Annotated in this window: 12 protein-coding genes and 1 tRNA gene; 6 read left to right on the forward strand and 7 right to left on the reverse strand. The window is 46.1% G+C overall.

The genetic code is table 11. The annotated features are described in order from the left end of the window. Positions 1 to 98: 98 nt before the first annotated feature. From ACLGGO_RS03280 to ACLGGO_RS03290, 3 genes are all read right to left on the reverse strand, one after another. Positions 99 to 629: an NUDIX hydrolase gene (locus ACLGGO_RS03280; protein WP_446335541.1), complete on the reverse strand. Its 531-nt coding sequence runs from the start codon at positions 627 to 629 to the stop codon at positions 99 to 101. A gap of 370 nt (positions 630 to 999) precedes the next feature. Further along, positions 1,000 to 2,838 (reverse strand): ATP-dependent zinc metalloprotease FtsH3, encoded by a 1,839-nt coding sequence (gene ftsH3, locus ACLGGO_RS03285; protein WP_446335542.1) that lies wholly within the window; start codon positions 2,836 to 2,838, stop codon positions 1,000 to 1,002. A gap of 162 nt (positions 2,839 to 3,000) precedes the next feature. Then, entirely contained in the window at positions 3,001 to 3,816 is an 816-nt protein-coding gene (locus tag ACLGGO_RS03290) for an aminotransferase class IV (RefSeq protein ID WP_446418255.1), read from the reverse strand. A gap of 164 nt (positions 3,817 to 3,980) precedes the next feature. Between ACLGGO_RS03290 and ACLGGO_RS03295 the strand changes: the two genes are divergently transcribed. Together ACLGGO_RS03295 and ACLGGO_RS03300 are read left to right on the forward strand one after the other, a co-directional pair. Continuing rightward, the gene (locus ACLGGO_RS03295) at positions 3,981 to 5,327 is read left to right on the forward strand and encodes a cytochrome P450 (protein WP_446418256.1); all 1,347 of its coding nucleotides are present in this window, start codon (positions 3,981 to 3,983) and stop codon (positions 5,325 to 5,327) included. A 127-nt stretch (positions 5,328 to 5,454) separates the two neighbouring features. Then, entirely contained in the window at positions 5,455 to 6,981 is a 1,527-nt protein-coding gene (locus ACLGGO_RS03300) for a 2-succinylbenzoate--CoA ligase (RefSeq protein ID WP_446418257.1), read from the forward strand. A gap of 271 nt (positions 6,982 to 7,252) precedes the next feature. On the opposite strand, the gene ACLGGO_RS03305 is transcribed toward ACLGGO_RS03300, so the two are convergent. Beyond that, on the reverse strand, positions 7,253 to 8,521 hold the full coding sequence (locus ACLGGO_RS03305; RefSeq protein ID WP_446418258.1) for a glycosyltransferase family 4 protein: 1,269 nt from the start codon (positions 8,519 to 8,521) through the stop codon (positions 7,253 to 7,255). Between the two features lie 154 nt (positions 8,522 to 8,675). Beyond that, positions 8,676 to 9,911 (reverse strand): RNA-guided endonuclease InsQ/TnpB family protein, encoded by a 1,236-nt coding sequence (locus ACLGGO_RS03310; protein WP_446418259.1) that lies wholly within the window; start codon positions 9,909 to 9,911, stop codon positions 8,676 to 8,678. Between the two features lie 702 nt (positions 9,912 to 10,613). On the opposite strand from ACLGGO_RS03310, the gene ACLGGO_RS03315 reads away from it, so the two are divergent. Continuing rightward, a tRNA-Ser gene (locus tag ACLGGO_RS03315) sits at positions 10,614 to 10,705 on the forward strand. A gap of 140 nt (positions 10,706 to 10,845) precedes the next feature. Here ACLGGO_RS03315 and ACLGGO_RS03320 read toward each other — a convergent pair. Continuing rightward, positions 10,846 to 12,351, reverse strand: a complete 1,506-nt coding sequence (locus ACLGGO_RS03320) for an isochorismate synthase (protein ID WP_446418260.1) — start codon at positions 12,349 to 12,351, stop codon at positions 10,846 to 10,848. Next, on the reverse strand, positions 12,341 to 12,682 hold the full coding sequence (locus ACLGGO_RS03325; RefSeq protein WP_446418261.1) for a helix-turn-helix domain-containing protein: 342 nt from the start codon (positions 12,680 to 12,682) through the stop codon (positions 12,341 to 12,343). Before ACLGGO_RS03325 ends, ACLGGO_RS03320 begins: the two co-directional genes overlap by 11 nt. A 73-nt stretch (positions 12,683 to 12,755) precedes the next feature. On the opposite strand from ACLGGO_RS03325, the gene ACLGGO_RS03330 reads away from it, so the two are divergent. The 3 genes from ACLGGO_RS03330 to ACLGGO_RS03340 are packed head-to-tail and all read left to right on the forward strand — an operon-like array spanning position 12,756 to position 14,724. After that, on the forward strand, positions 12,756 to 13,112 hold the full coding sequence (locus ACLGGO_RS03330; RefSeq protein WP_446418262.1) for a cytochrome P450: 357 nt from the start codon (positions 12,756 to 12,758) through the stop codon (positions 13,110 to 13,112). Beyond that, positions 13,082 to 13,501: a hypothetical protein gene (locus ACLGGO_RS03335; protein WP_446418263.1), complete on the forward strand. Its 420-nt coding sequence runs from the start codon at positions 13,082 to 13,084 to the stop codon at positions 13,499 to 13,501. Before ACLGGO_RS03330 ends, ACLGGO_RS03335 begins: the two co-directional genes overlap by 31 nt. Beyond that, positions 13,498 to 14,724, forward strand: a complete 1,227-nt coding sequence (locus ACLGGO_RS03340) for an RNA-guided endonuclease InsQ/TnpB family protein (protein ID WP_446418264.1) — start codon at positions 13,498 to 13,500, stop codon at positions 14,722 to 14,724. Before ACLGGO_RS03335 ends, ACLGGO_RS03340 begins: the two co-directional genes overlap by 4 nt. Positions 14,725 to 14,728: the final 4 nt, after the last annotated feature.

Consider the following 14,728-nt stretch of genomic DNA (forward strand, 5'->3'; position numbering starts at 1 on the left):
GCACTAAGGTGCTTACTACAAACAAAGCCCTTTTTTAGCGTGCGGTAAAAGGGCGCACGTCGGTGCGCCCCTACGATTCTAATCCACCACGCCGTATTTTATCCAAGAATAGATTTGAGCCGAAAATACCCAATCTGGCAGGCTGAATAATCGCATTCATTCAAATAATCCAACGGATGCCATTCATTATGGCTAATCGATTCAAAATAGCTGCCATCTTGCCGCGCAATCTCCGGCTCTATATTCGTTACATCGGCATAGTACATATAACACATTTCATTGGTTTGAGACCCCCCAATATACTTCCCCAAGGGCAGAACCTGAACCGAAAATCCCGCTTCTTCATCCACCTCTCTAACCGCCGCTTCCTCTGGCGATTCCCCTGCATCGATACCCCCAGTAATGGGACAAGGATAGAGTCGATGTTCTTGATTAATATCGGGAATATCGATACAAAGCGGCTGCTGTCTAATCAGAACCTCATATCCTCCGTTGTTACTCTGACTTTTTCTGATCAGAAATATCGCCACTGAATCTCGTCCCTTTCGTTCTAGGTAGTGATAGCCCCTAGCCGTTTCCTTAACCGTAATCCAATCGGTGCGAAAAATAATTTTCTCTTTACTCATCATTTGTAATGCTCGTTAATAGGCTTATTAATATTGTTTTACGAAGCATCCAATAAACTACCACAGTCGGGGCGGGTTTAGTCACATCCCTTGTGCAACCAAAAAGATAGTTGTGAAAAGAACCCCTACATAATACCAAATCCGGGTTAGCTACCCCCGTTATAACCTAGTCCGCGTAGGCGGACTTTGTTTGTGTAGCAGCGATTTCAATCGCCGTGGCAAAAGGGGGTAATAAAGGCGGATTTGGTATAAAACCAGGTTCCCCTGATTCCAGACGCGCCATGGTACGTCTGGAACATTACATCCGTTGCATCATCAAAAAAAAGGACAGCGTATGCTAACGCTGCCCTAAACATTATTACAGACTGGAAAATTAAATGATCGCAGCCATCTTAACGTCGTTTTCGGCTAAGAGTTCTTGCAGTTCCTCAGCATCTACGGTTTCTTTCTCAATCAGCATTGCAGATAATTTGTCCAGGATGTGTTTGTTATTCACCAAGACATCTTTAGCACGATGATATGCTTCATCCACCAACTTACGCACCTCTTCATCAATCGTTGCGGCGGTGGTGTCGGAGAAATCCCGATCTGAGGCAATGTCCCGTCCTAAGAACATATTGCCATTTTGCCGTCCTAGGGCGACAGGACCCAAGCGATCGCTCATCCCAAAGCGCATGATCATTTGCCGTGCGACGCGAGCAACTTGTTGTAAGTCGTTAGAAGCACCGGTGGTCACTTCTTCTTCACCGAAGATAATTTCCTCAGCGATTCGACCCCCCAAAGCTACCGCCATTTGATTTTGCAGGTAGGAACGGGAATACAACCCAGAATCCATGCGGTCTTCACTTGGGGTAAACCAGGTTAATCCACCTGCCCGACCGCGTGGGATAATACTAATTTTCTGCACTGGGTCATAATCGGGCATTAACGCACCGACCAAGGCGTGACCGGCTTCATGATACGCCACTAACCGCTTGCGCTTCTCGCTCATCACCCGATCTTTCTTCTCAGGTCCTGCCAATACCCGGTCAATGGCGTCATTTACCTCATCCATGGAGATTTCGGTGAGGTTGCGCCGTGCGGCTAAAATTGCAGCTTCGTTAAGCAGGTTTGATAAATCGGCACCCGTGAAGCCGGGAGTCCGACGGGCAATTTTCTCTAAGTCTACATCCTTGGCTAAGGTCTTGCCGCGAGCATGAACGTTGAGAATTTCCAAACGTCCGGCGTAGTCGGGGCGATCCACGACAACCTGACGGTCAAAACGACCTGGGCGCAGTAATGCTGAATCGAGAACATCAGGACGGTTGGTGGCGGCAATAATAATAATACCCGTATTGCCTTCAAACCCATCCATCTCAGTCAATAACTGGTTCAGGGTTTGCTCCCGCTCATCGTTACCGCCGCCTAAGCCAGCACCGCGTTGACGACCTACGGCGTCAATTTCATCGATAAATACGATACAGGGAGCATTATTCTTGGCTTGCTCAAATAAGTCGCGGACACGAGAAGCACCCACACCTACGAACATTTCCACGAACTCAGAACCGGAAATGGAGAAGAAAGGTACGCCAGCTTCCCCAGCAACAGCACGAGCTAAAAGGGTTTTACCCGTTCCCGGAGGACCAACAAGCAGAACCCCTTTAGGAATTTTTGCACCAATGGCGGTGAAGCGATCCGCGTTTTTCAGGAAGTCAACCACTTCGTTGAGTTCCAGCTTGGCTTGTTCAATACCCGCGACATCGCCAAAGGTCACCTGGGTTTGCGGTTCCATCTGAACTCTGGCTTTGGATTTGCCGAAGTTCATCGCTTGAGAACCAGGACCATTTTGCGCCCGCCGCAGTAAGAAAAATAAACCGACCAGAAGCAGGATGGGGAAGAAGAGTCCGCTCAGGGTTCTGAACCAAAAACCATCATCACTCTGAGGTCGAACTTTAATATCTACGTTATTTTGGGTGAGAATACTGATTAGTTCTGGATCGTTAGGCAGGTTGACCAGGTACTGGGAACCGTCTTGAGAGGTTACCATTGCCTGAGTGCGGTCAGAACTGAGTTGAACGATCTCGACCTTCTTGCTGTTAACGTTATCAATGAACTGGTCGTATCTCCAGGTTTCCCGGGTTTGGGATGGTTGGTCTAAAAATGCTGTTGCCAAGGCGATGACTACTATCGCTAGTAGTGCATAAAGCCCCGCATTTCTCCATTTTTTATTCACTACTGATTTCCTCCTAAGACTTAGGATGTGATGTGATGACGTCGAATCGGCTGATTATATTAACTAATGTTAACGTCTATCAGAATATTTGGCGAAGTTGGTTTGGTCAAAAGCAGGGAATGAGCTAATTTTCTATTGATGTGGTATAATAAGAGGCTGTAATTATTTTTTAGACTCCACAAATAAACACTGCAACGGTGCTAAAACACCAGAAAGAGAGCGATACTCAAAGGGCTGATCTGACGTCAGAACGGTGTGAATGGGGATAATTTCCATGACACTATTGGTATACGCGATCGCGTCGAACTCCTGTACCCGTTCCTGATTCCAGGGAAATTGCCGAATTTCTAATCCTTGCTGTTCGAGCCAATTAATAAGTTGCGATCGCGCCACTCCCGGTAATATCCCCACATCAATCGGCGGTGTCCACCAGCAATCGTCTTTGGCGCCCCAAAGATTCCCCGTACTCGTTTCTAACCAATTCCCTTGATCATCTACTAATATAGCCTCCTGAGCGCCGAGTTGTTGTGCCTTTTGCAGCGCTAGCCATCCCCCCAGATAGTTCCCGGTTTTATAGGTAGGTAAGGAACGGCGCAAGTGGGGCGCTGCGGCTAACCAGGCGATGACACCATGGTGTTGGCGTTCGCTTAAATCGGCGGGTAGAGGACGCCCAGTAATCCATTCTCGCCCATCCGGGAAAATCACGATTCTCAGAACCGCAAATGAGGGGAGTAATTGTTCTGCACCGTGGCGGATTCTCTCCCAGTCAGGGAATTGCCAACCAAAAACCTGCAAACTGTGACGTAAACGCGCACAATGGGCGTCCCAATTGGTTAAGGGGTGGGAGAGGGAGTGGTGGTAAACTCGCAGGGTGGTAAAGGTTGTCGCACCGTAAATCAAGCCCGGATCATTAATCGCGAGTTCGATGCGATCGCCGAGAATAAGTTTACCGTTATACCAATAACCGACTTGGGACATAAGAAAAAAGTTCGTAGCACGCTCCAATCCGACAAGATTTTTCCCGATCAGGGCTGATCTCAATGAATTAGCCCTGCTTAAAGGGGGTACTACAGGGGGGTGGATATAGCTTAACATCATGGATAATTAGTATCACCATAAAAGCCATCATCCTTGCCCGTCTTATGATTCAAGTCAAAGAAAAACAACCCGATGGACCCAAAGCCCCCCCATGGTGGCAGAAGATTCAGTGGATTACTAATCCTCTGGATTACATGGATGCAGCCGGACAACGGTATGGTGATATTTTCAATGCCCCTGTTCTTGGCAATCATTCCTGTCTATTGTTTGTCAGTCATCCCCAAGCCCTACAACAGATTTTTACCAATGATACCAAGCAATTTACAGCTCCTCCGAATAGACTTTTACAGCCAATTGTCGGAGATCATTCGATATTTGTGCTAGAAGGCGATCGCCATCGTCGGGAACGTAAACTTTTAATGCCACCGTTCCACGGAGAACGCATCCGAACTTACGGGACACTTATCTGTGATCTAACCGAGAAGGTAATGCGGCAGTTGCGTCCGGGTCAAACCTTTATTGCTCGTTCCTTGGTTCAGAAAATCTCCCTAGAGCTTATCTTAAATGCTGTTTTTGGTATTCATGATCCAGAGCGTTTTGGTCAACTGAATGCGCTAATTTCTACTCTGATGGATCAATTTAAATCTCCCTTCACATCAGGATTACTCTTTTTCCCAGCCCTACAGAAAGATTGGACGCCTTGGGGTTCCCTCCGTCGCTTACAGCAGCAAATTGCTCAACTAATCTATGCGGAAATTCGAGAGCGCCGTCAACAGAAAGACTCTTCTGGTTCAGACATTCTCACCCTGCTGTTATCGGCGCAGGATGAAGAAGGAAAACCAATGACCGATGAAGAATTGCATGATGAGTTGTTCACTCTATTACTAGCCGGTCACGAAACTACAGCCACCGCGATCGCATGGGCGCTGTATTGGGTTTATCGATCACCTGATGTGCAAAAGAAGCTATTGCAAGAATTGGATTCTCTCGGTCAAGAAGCAGATCCTCTGGATATTGCTCGTCTACCTTATCTCACAGCCGTGTGCCATGAAACGCTGCGGATTTATCCTGTGGCTGTCTTAACTGTACCTAGAACCGTGAAAGAACCCGTTGAACTGATGGGATATCAGCTACAACCTGGAACCCAAGTTTATGGCTGTATTTATCTCACCCATCATCGCCAGGATTTATATCCCCAATCTGATCAATTTAAACCAGAACGCTTTTTAGAACGCAAGTTTTCTCCCTATGAGTTTTTACCCTTCGGTGGTGGAACACGGCGCTGTATTGGTGAAGCTTTGGCATTATTTGAGATGAAATTAGTCCTTGCCAAAATCGTCTCTCAGTATCAGCTAACTCTGGCACAACAGCAACCTGAGCGTCCTCAGCGACGGGGTGCCACTTTAGCGCCTAGCACAGGTGTAAGGTTAATTATGCAATCTGGGAGATAGGGGAGCAGGGGGCGGCGGTGCGAGGGGCAAAGGTATTTTTAGGGATGGGTTTAGGGATTAAAATTGATTGTTTACCCTAACTGGATTGCGAAACTCGTCCTAATAATTTGTATGAATTTTTAAGAAAATGAATTCCATTTTAACCTCTATAAGACAGCGAAATAATGATTGGTTGATTGCTTGGAATAATAATCAATTCAATGAATTAAACCAGGAAATATTTGATCAATTTTATCAATTAGATCGAGTTGAAACAGTTCCTAAGATTATTCTGGCTGAATCTAACTCTTACCGATTCCTTGCTGCATTTATCGCCGCTGTTGCTGCCGATTGTTCAGTATTTTTAGGCAATCCCAACTGGACACCACAGGAATGGCAGTATGTTTTAGCATTAGTCCAACCCGACTTAATTTGGGGAGATTTGTCAAGAGTCATTCCTCAAGAGTCATTCGTCAAAAATAACGGACAATGGATAATGGAGAAGGAAGCTACAATGGGTGTCACTGAATTGGGCGTTTATAGTCAGCGCTTTAGCGTTGATGGCACTAAAGTGCCTACTCCGAACCCTAAAATAATGATTCCCACAGGAGGTTCCTCTGGTAAGATTCACTTTGCCATGCACACCTGGGATACCTTAATGGCGTCGGTGCGAGGGTTTCATCAGTATTTTGACCAGAAGCCTGTGAACTCATTCTGTGTCTTACCGATGTATCATGTCAGTGGGTTGATGCAATTTCTGCGATCGCTAACCACGGGAGGACGATTTGCTAGTCTACCCTTTAAAGACGTGGTGGCGGGAAAAGGACGAGATATTGACCCAAGAGATTTTTTTATTTCCCTCGTTCCCACTCAGCTACAACGATTACTCCGGGTGAATGCAGCGAGTTGGTTATCCCAGTTTCGCACGGTTTTGTTAGGTGGTGCGCCAGCGTGGGAGTCTCTCTTAACTGAGGCGAGACAACAGGATATTCGTTTAGCGCCAACCTATGGAATGACGGAAACGGCGTCTCAAGTGGTTACCCTGAAACCGGATGCATTTCTGGCGGGGAATAATAGCTGCGGTCAAGTTCTCCCTCACGCTAAAGTTACAATTCGCAGTACAACTGGGGAAGTTTTGGGGACGAATCAAATAGGGATTGTAACGATTGAAGCAGAATCTTTGGCTTTGGGTTACTATTCCTCAGGAGATCAGGGAAAATTCCCCCATTACCAATCACCAATTGAGGAAGAAAAAGCATTATGTATGAATGCAACGCCTGATAAAATCTCAACGCTGCAATCTGATGATTTGGGATTTTTTGATGATCAGGGGTATTTAAATATTGTCGGACGACACAGCCATAAAATTATTAGTGGGGGTGAAAATATATTCCCAATAGAAGTTGAAGCGGCTATTTTAGCTACCGAATTAGTGAGTGATGTTTGTGTGATTGGCGTACCAGATGAATATTGGGGGCAAGCGGTTACAGCGGTTTACGTCCCTCGTTTATCAGAGGTTTCTGTGGATGTTTTAAAAGCGGCGCTGATTAATCGATTAAATCGGTTTAAGCAGCCTAAATATTGGGTTTCTATTGAAAAATTACCCCGTAATGAGCAAGGAAAAGTGAATTATGAATTTGTTAAAAAAATAGCTTTAGCAAAACTTACACAGTAGGGCTGTGTACTGAAGTTTAGACTACGGGAAATTAACCCAGCTATAAGCAGTCGCGTATTTGTATGGATAATAACTTTGTAGGGGCGGGTTTCACAACTTAATTTTATTCTTGACCCTAATATGACTAAACCCGCCCGTCTCAATCATGGAATAAATGGGGTGAACTACCAATAAACTACGCAGATATCCAATATAGAGTAAGCCCAAGCTTTTGGCATTCCCCTGTGAAGTCTCCAAGTCCACATTCCCATAGGGGTCAGCGGTGGGAAGTTCAGGCGCTAGCTTGTTCCAACACCTGGGAGGAGTTTCGGACTAACTGAAGATAAAGGTCACTAAGTTGATGCGCGACACCATCCCAGCAAAACTTTTCCTCCACCCGCTGTCTTGCCCTTTGACCCAATTGATTGCGCCAGTCGGGGTGAGACAGAATCCGGTCTATTGCTTCAGCAAAAGCTACCTCATCTTTAGGCGATGCCAGTAATCCGGTTTCTTCGGGTACGACAGTAAACTGCAACCCACCGACATCACTGGCAATAACTGGTGTACTACAAGCCATAGCTTCAATTGCCACTAGACCAAAGGGTTCATAGTGACTGGGAACAACGCAGACATCAGCAGCCGTATAGTAAACTGATAGAAGTTCATCGCTAATGCGTCCGGTAAATGTGGTAATATCCCTCATCCCCAGTTCATCAACGATTGCCTCAATCCGTTCTCGCTCAATCCCGTCACTTTGACCGGGACGAGACCCCCCGCCAATAATCAGTTTTACCTGTGGATCATGGCGTATCTGGGAGCAACCCACAGCGCGAACTAGCGTTTCTATGCCTTTGCGCGGATCAAAGCGTCCCACATAAAAGATGATTTTGTCGTCAGGATTCCATCCTAATTGTTGTCGTGCTTGAGTGCGGTCAATCGCCCCAAAGCGTTGAATGTCTGTGCCACAGGGAATAATCTCAATATTACCCTTACTCGAAACCAGCGATCGCATCTGGTCTTTTTCCTGGGGAGACGTAGCCACAGTGCGTTCGGCTGTCTCTAACACCGCTTTTTCCACTTCCAAGCGAGTACCAGCAATCATGGGGATCGCTTCTACTGACTGGTACTTTACCGCACCTAGAGAATGGTAGGTATGAACTTGGGGAATGGATTGCCGTTTTTTCCACTGCATCCCCACCCAAGCAGAAATCCAATAGTTGGTATGCACCAGGGAATAGCGAATACCTTCCCACTCCTGAAACCTCAGCAGATTATCTAAGAACTCGCTGGTATAGCCAAAGATCTTATCCCGGGGGACAAATGCATCTGGACCCCCTTTCAAACGAATAGTCCGACACCGTGGACTATGTTCTACAATTGTCAGATCATCAGCACTAGCTTTTCGGGTAAACATATCAACGTGCCATCCAAGGTGGGCAAGAGCTTCACCCAGATGGCGCACGTAAACATTCTGTCCACCCGCTTCTTCCTTGCCAATTTCTACAGCGGGGTCGCCATGAACTGAGATGAGAGCAATATGCTGTCTACGTTTACTGTTCATAAGTTGGTCTAATCCTCGATTTCAACAAGGGTTAAGGCGGATTAAGCGTTTGACTCTTGTGCAGCTTTTCCCTGGGTTCGTGTTTTTTGTGAGAAAACCTTAAACGCTTAGGGATTTGTCCGTATCAGTCTATAGGATGTTGACACTCTCCCGGTTAAAACGCGGGAGATTCTTCCGTCACAGGGAGGCAGAGTTTAACGTCTTCCGGGACGGAACCTTTACCCTCAGAAAGCTTATCTACCGTGTGTCCCACGGCTTGCAGTCCTCTTATTTCTACTACCTGGGCGGATGCCACATCGCGGTCTTGAGTGTACCCACAGAACTGACATTTGTGAACACGTTGGCAGAGTTTTTTCTTGCCTGTTTCCTCCAAGCAGTTGGGACAAGTTTGACTTGAATAGGCTGCTGGGATTTTCTGAAAATACACGCCCCGCTTAAAGCAACATTGGCAGAGAATATCTAGAAACTGACCCCAACCCGCATCTAGACAGTGCTTGGCTAAAAAACCTCTATCTAATGCTTTTAGATTAAGCTGTTCAGCGAATATCATATCCGCCCAATCGCAAAGATTGTGAGCTAACTCCCAGTGGTAGTTTTTGCGAGTGTTGGCTATCTGCTCATGTAGTCGCGTCACTTTGGCTTGTGCCTTGGCTCGATTGTTTGACCCAAACCGTTTATGACTGGCTTTCTTTTGCAGTGATTTCAACTTGCCTTCGACGCGTTTAAACGGTCGTGGATTGGGGAACGTTCGCCCATTAGACACCGCAGCAAAGTGGATTAGCCCTACATCTATTCCTAATGACGTACCAGTCGGACTGATTTGGGGTACATTCACATTCCATTGCAGGGTGAGCTGTACATACCAGCCAGATGCTCGTCTCACAATACGCGCCTGTTTCACCCTGACATCCTCCGGAATAGGGCGCGATTGTCTAAACTTGACTAACCCGATCATGGGTAGTTTGACCTGGTTTCCCTGAATAGGATTAACCCCTAACTGGGGGAAGACAAACGACCGCATCTGCCCAGCTTTTTTGTACCGTGGGAAGCCTCTCCCGTTTTTCCACATTCCCTCAAACGCTAACTGTAACCGCTTAAGTGTTTGCTGTAGCACTTGCGAGTGTACAAGTTCAAGTTCGGGAATGTTTTTACGGGCAACTGTTAAACTTTCACACTGGCTTCTATAGGTGGGCGCGGGTTGAGCGGATGGGATAATGTACTCATGTTTAATTGAGCAAGCGTTCATTGGACTTTTACGGGAGTTAACCCAATCTTTTCGCTCAGATAATGCGTAGTTATACACTCGACGACACTGCTCTAGCCATTCCTTAAAAATGGCAATCTGGGCGTTGTTTGGCTTGAGTTTAAACTCGTAAATTAGATTGAACACTTACTCGGCTATTTACAACGTTTGTCGTCTATTATAGACGAAGTATCCAAGGAAGTTTCACGAGGGAGACAGACTCGCAATTAAAATTGCTAAACTAAACGTCTCGCTCGGTTTCATCCCCCGATTGAAATAGGGGGGCTTTCACCTTTGCTATCCTGTAAATGCTATGAACCCTTAACTTGCGATAAACAAAGAGTGAACCTACCCTTGAGTGGGAATACTTGTACCACATATCCTTCCCTTCTACTTTTCAAGAGAAAGAATTAAGTAACTGAAACGACCCCGGATTGGGCTGGTAATTCCCTACTATAGGGCTTGAGAAAGAATCTCTTTCAGGTTATGGAGGGCTTTACCAGACTACACCACATATCATACGAAACCTCATCGTTGTTGTATTACAGCTTAAAGGTGCAGACTTAGCAAAAGCTGATGAAAAGAGCTGAGTTTTACTCGTTTGAGAAGAGTATAGCTTCTAAACCCTAAAGTTGCAATATGTAAAAAAAAATTTAGTTATATGAAGATATCGCCAATGCTTCACCCGTACAGCAGCGTAAAGAGCAATGTCCGTGAAGTTTTTGTGACAGACGTAGTATGCTACGTCTCTACTCAGGGTATTTCACCGCAACCTGGTAGGGTAGGTAATTTCCCGCCTCCACTAGACAAAAAGGGATTCTAATCTGCTATGATAGTCAGGGTCATCTTGGAGAGGTGGCTGAGTGGTCGAAAGCGGCAGATTGCTAATCTGTTGATAGGTACGTAAGGCCTATCCGAGGGTTCGAATCCCTCCCTCTCCGTTCAATCAACTCCTTCGGTAGAACCAAGCCATTAGATTCACCGTTCACTATACTGGCGTAGCCATAAGCCTGCTTGTGGTAGGTGCACAAAATGTTCCAGACGGTGGTTCATGACGACATGACAAATGACGAATGACTAACTAAAGCAAGGCTTTGAGTAATGCCTGAAGCTTGAGTTGGATTTCTGCGAGTTCCTTGTCTGGCTTAGAACCAGCAACAATTCCCGCTCCCGCGTAGAGTCGAGCGCGGTAGGTGTTATCCTGAGTTGCAGAAAGTGGGTTGTTGTCGATTAATGCTGAACGAATACCGACGATGAATTCACAATTGCCTTGATAATCTATCCAACCCAATGGGGCTGCATATAGGGAGCGGTCAAAAGTTTCGTAGCGGCGGATCTGTTCTTGCACAATCTGGGTAGGGACACCTGCTACAGCAGGGGTAGGATGAAGTTGGGCGACAATATCTAGGGGATGGACATTGGTCAAAAGTTGTGCCTGAATCGGTGTCCACAAATGCTGAATGTTGGAGAGTTTGAGCAGTTGGGGAGCTGGTAAACATTGGGGGATGAGTCCCAACTCAGATAAACGTTGAGTGATAAAATCTAGCACAAATTGGTGTTCGCGCTGCTCTTTTTCAGAACCAAGCAAGCGATTGCCAAAATCAGCGTCTTCAGCGGCTGTCCTTCCACGGGGTGCTGATCCAGCTAAGGCATCGGTGATTAATAAACGATCACGAATACTAATTAAGCGTTCAGGACTAGCACCGAGAAAGTTCTGTCCTTTACCATTACTAGCTGAAAAGATATAGCAATCAGGATGGCGTTGGCGCAGATTATCTAGGGAGTTAACGACATTAAAGGGCTGGTGCGAAAAAATATCAATGGCGTTAGCGAGAACAATTTTTCTAAATTGATTTGCCTGAATTGATTCTAAGGCTGATACAACGGCTGACTTAAAGGATTCAGCATTGATTGAGTTTGAATTTATTAATTGTGAATAATTAATGCTTGTCCGAAAACGAGGTTGATGTTCTGATTCTTTAATTTCAGCAATCTGATTGTATATTTCTTTCAGGAGTAATTTTAGGTTAACTTGAGGGTCAACTTTAACATTAGCAACTAATGTATAGCGGTTTTTCCGACAAGCCACTTGCCAGCGAGGAAGAAAAATGGTAGCTGATGAAAACTGAGAATCTTTGCTTAAAGGAAAAAATGTAAAAAAGCAAAAAAAGTGAGGTCTGGCAAAAGAGATATTTTTTTGTCGTTCAGTCCAAATCCAAATGTCTTTTAGATAATTATAGATGACGGTCTTGGCGTGTTGAAACCGATTAACTCCTTCAAGTTCAGCATAGATAGTCGCATCAACAGCAAGAATGGCTTCATTCTCACTTCTTTTTTCTAAGTAAAACTGAAATTGTTGAGTTCCACCGATAATCTGGAGTACAGCCAGTGGATCGACCGTGGGAATTTCCACAGAAATACTGGCAATTTGAGTGCAGCCTTTCTCAATAGATGCCTGCTGGCAAGCGACAAGGAACTGGTATAACTCCTTGTGGTTTGGCAAGCGATCGGTATGAGATGTTGACACTTCCTCACTAAAAGACGAGGCATTCTTCCTTTCTGCCCAATCGCACAAATTATGAGCCAATGTTCCACATCCCCTTAAAGGCTTTCTCTAACCGCTTGAGTTTTTGTTGTAGCACTTGCGATTGTACTTTTCTCAGTTCAGGATTAGATTTTTTCGCTTGAGTCAATGCTACGGCTTGACTGTTATACTTTGGTGCGGGGACATCAGCCGGGATAATATATTCATACAGAATTGAGCAAACGTTAATCGGAGTTTTACGCGAGTTAACCCAATCTTTACGCTTTCTAAGGGCATCGTTGTAGACCTGACGAGATTGCTCTAGCCCGTCCTGAAAGATGGCTACCTGAGCGCTAGTTGGTTTTACTTTGAACTCGTAAATCAGATTAAACATTTGCAAGGATACCTGCAATATCGGTATTATCTTAGCATATTGTTACCTGTTGCCTAAGCCCGGAAAAATTGGAATGAAATTGCCTGATGGTCCGAAGTTGCCGTTTTTTGTGCAAACGCTGCAACTCATCGCTCAGCCGCTTAAATTTCTCGACACCTGTACTCAGCGTTACGGAGATACCTTTACCCTCCGCTTACTGGGCACGAACTCCCCACCTGTAGTCTTTTTCAGCCACCCCCAGGCAATTCAATCCATATTTACCACTGAGTCTGACAAATTTGAGTGGGTTGACACTCCCCCGGTTGAAAACGCGGGGGATTCTTCGTTCATCCAATCACCTTCACGACTGACGCGATCGCGGATTGGCAGTCCAGCTCATCTGTTCGCCTTCGGGACTACATGTCAGAAATTTCCCTCCAGGTCATCTTAGGAGTGGTGTTTGGTCTTAACTCTGGCGCTCGGTATGACAGGCTTAAACAACTCATTGAGCCATTCTTGAACGATATCACCTCCCCCTTGAACTCGATCCATTTTTTCTGGACACCGTTGCAGCAAGATTGGGGTCAGTGGAGTCCCTGGGGTAAGTTTGTGCGACAACGGCAGCAAATTGATGATTTAATTTATGAGGAGATTACCCAACGTCGCACTCAACCTGAGGGAGACGATATCCTCTCTGTGTTCATTTCTACCCGTGATCAAACAGGTCAACCGATGACCGATATCCAGTTACCGGAAGCTTGGGTCAAAAGCATCCCCCTAGAAGGGGGACTTTTTATTAGTGTGCTAGGATATCCCTATCAACACCTGTACTTGGCATGAAATCTAGGTATCAGTACCGAATCTACCCTACACCTGGTCAAAGTCAATCGTTGGCACAATTGTTTGGGTGTGTTCGAGTAGTCTGGAATGATGCCTTAGCCCTGTGCCAGCAATCTGATCAGCTCCCCAAAACCACCGAGTTGCAAAAGGTTTGTATCACCAAAGCGAAAAAGACCCAAGCAAGGGGATGGTTAGGGGTAGTGTCGGCTATTCCTCTCCAGCAATCCATTGCCGCTCTGGGGGTAGCCTTCAAAAACTTTTTCCAGTCCCGGTCAGGCAAACGCAAGGGTAGAAAAGTTAACCCACCAAGGTTTAAGCGGAAAACCAACCGCCAATCCGCCCGGTTTACCAGGGGCGGGTTCAGTATTAAAAACAACAAGGTTTATTTAGCCAAGATTGGGAAGGTTAAAACCCAATGGTCACGTCCTCTCCCCTCTGAACCCAGTTCAGTTACGGTAATCAAGGATTGTGCAGGCAGATACTTCCTTAGCTTTGTGGTGGAGGTAGAGCCAGAAATCAACCCACCCAAGAACCCATCAATCGGGATCGATTTAGGGTTGAAAACCTTTGCGTGCTGTAGTAACCGGGAAAAAGTTAATAGCCCGGACTATTCCCACCTGTACCGGAAACTGAAACGACATCAGCGGCGGCTATCTAAACGGCAACGGGGTAGCAAACGGTATCACCGGATGCGGGCTAAGGTTGCCAAAGTGCAGGCAAGGATCAGGGACAAGCGCAAGGACTTCCTGCATAAATTGTCTACTAAGGTGGTCAACGAAAACCAAGTGATCGCCTTAGAGGACTTAAACGTTAGCGGTATGCTAAGAAACCGCAGGTTATCACGGGCAATATCTCAGGCTGGATGGTATAAATTCCGGTCAATGTGTGAGTGCAAAGCTAACAAGCACAATCGAGATTTTCGGGTCATTAGCCGATGGGAACCTACCAGTCAGGTTTGCTCTGAATGTGGATACCGATGGGGGAAGCTAGACCTATGGGTTAGGACAATTGTCTGTGTTAACTGCGGGGTGGAACACGATCGCGATGATAACGCATCGGCAAACATAGAAAGAGTCGGGGTAGGGCATACCCACGACATTAAATGGACAGGGAGCGCGTGTAAGACCCCGCCAGAGGCAGTGTGTGATGAACTGTCAACCCAACAAGAGTCTAGGCAGTCATTTCTTGACGGGCTGACTGGAAAGGAATCACCGTCCTTGTAGGGCG

Origin of the sequence: Coleofasciculus sp. (assembly GCF_046565525.1) — a bacterium.
Classification (GTDB): Bacteria; Cyanobacteriota; Cyanobacteriia; order Cyanobacteriales; family Coleofasciculaceae; genus Coleofasciculus.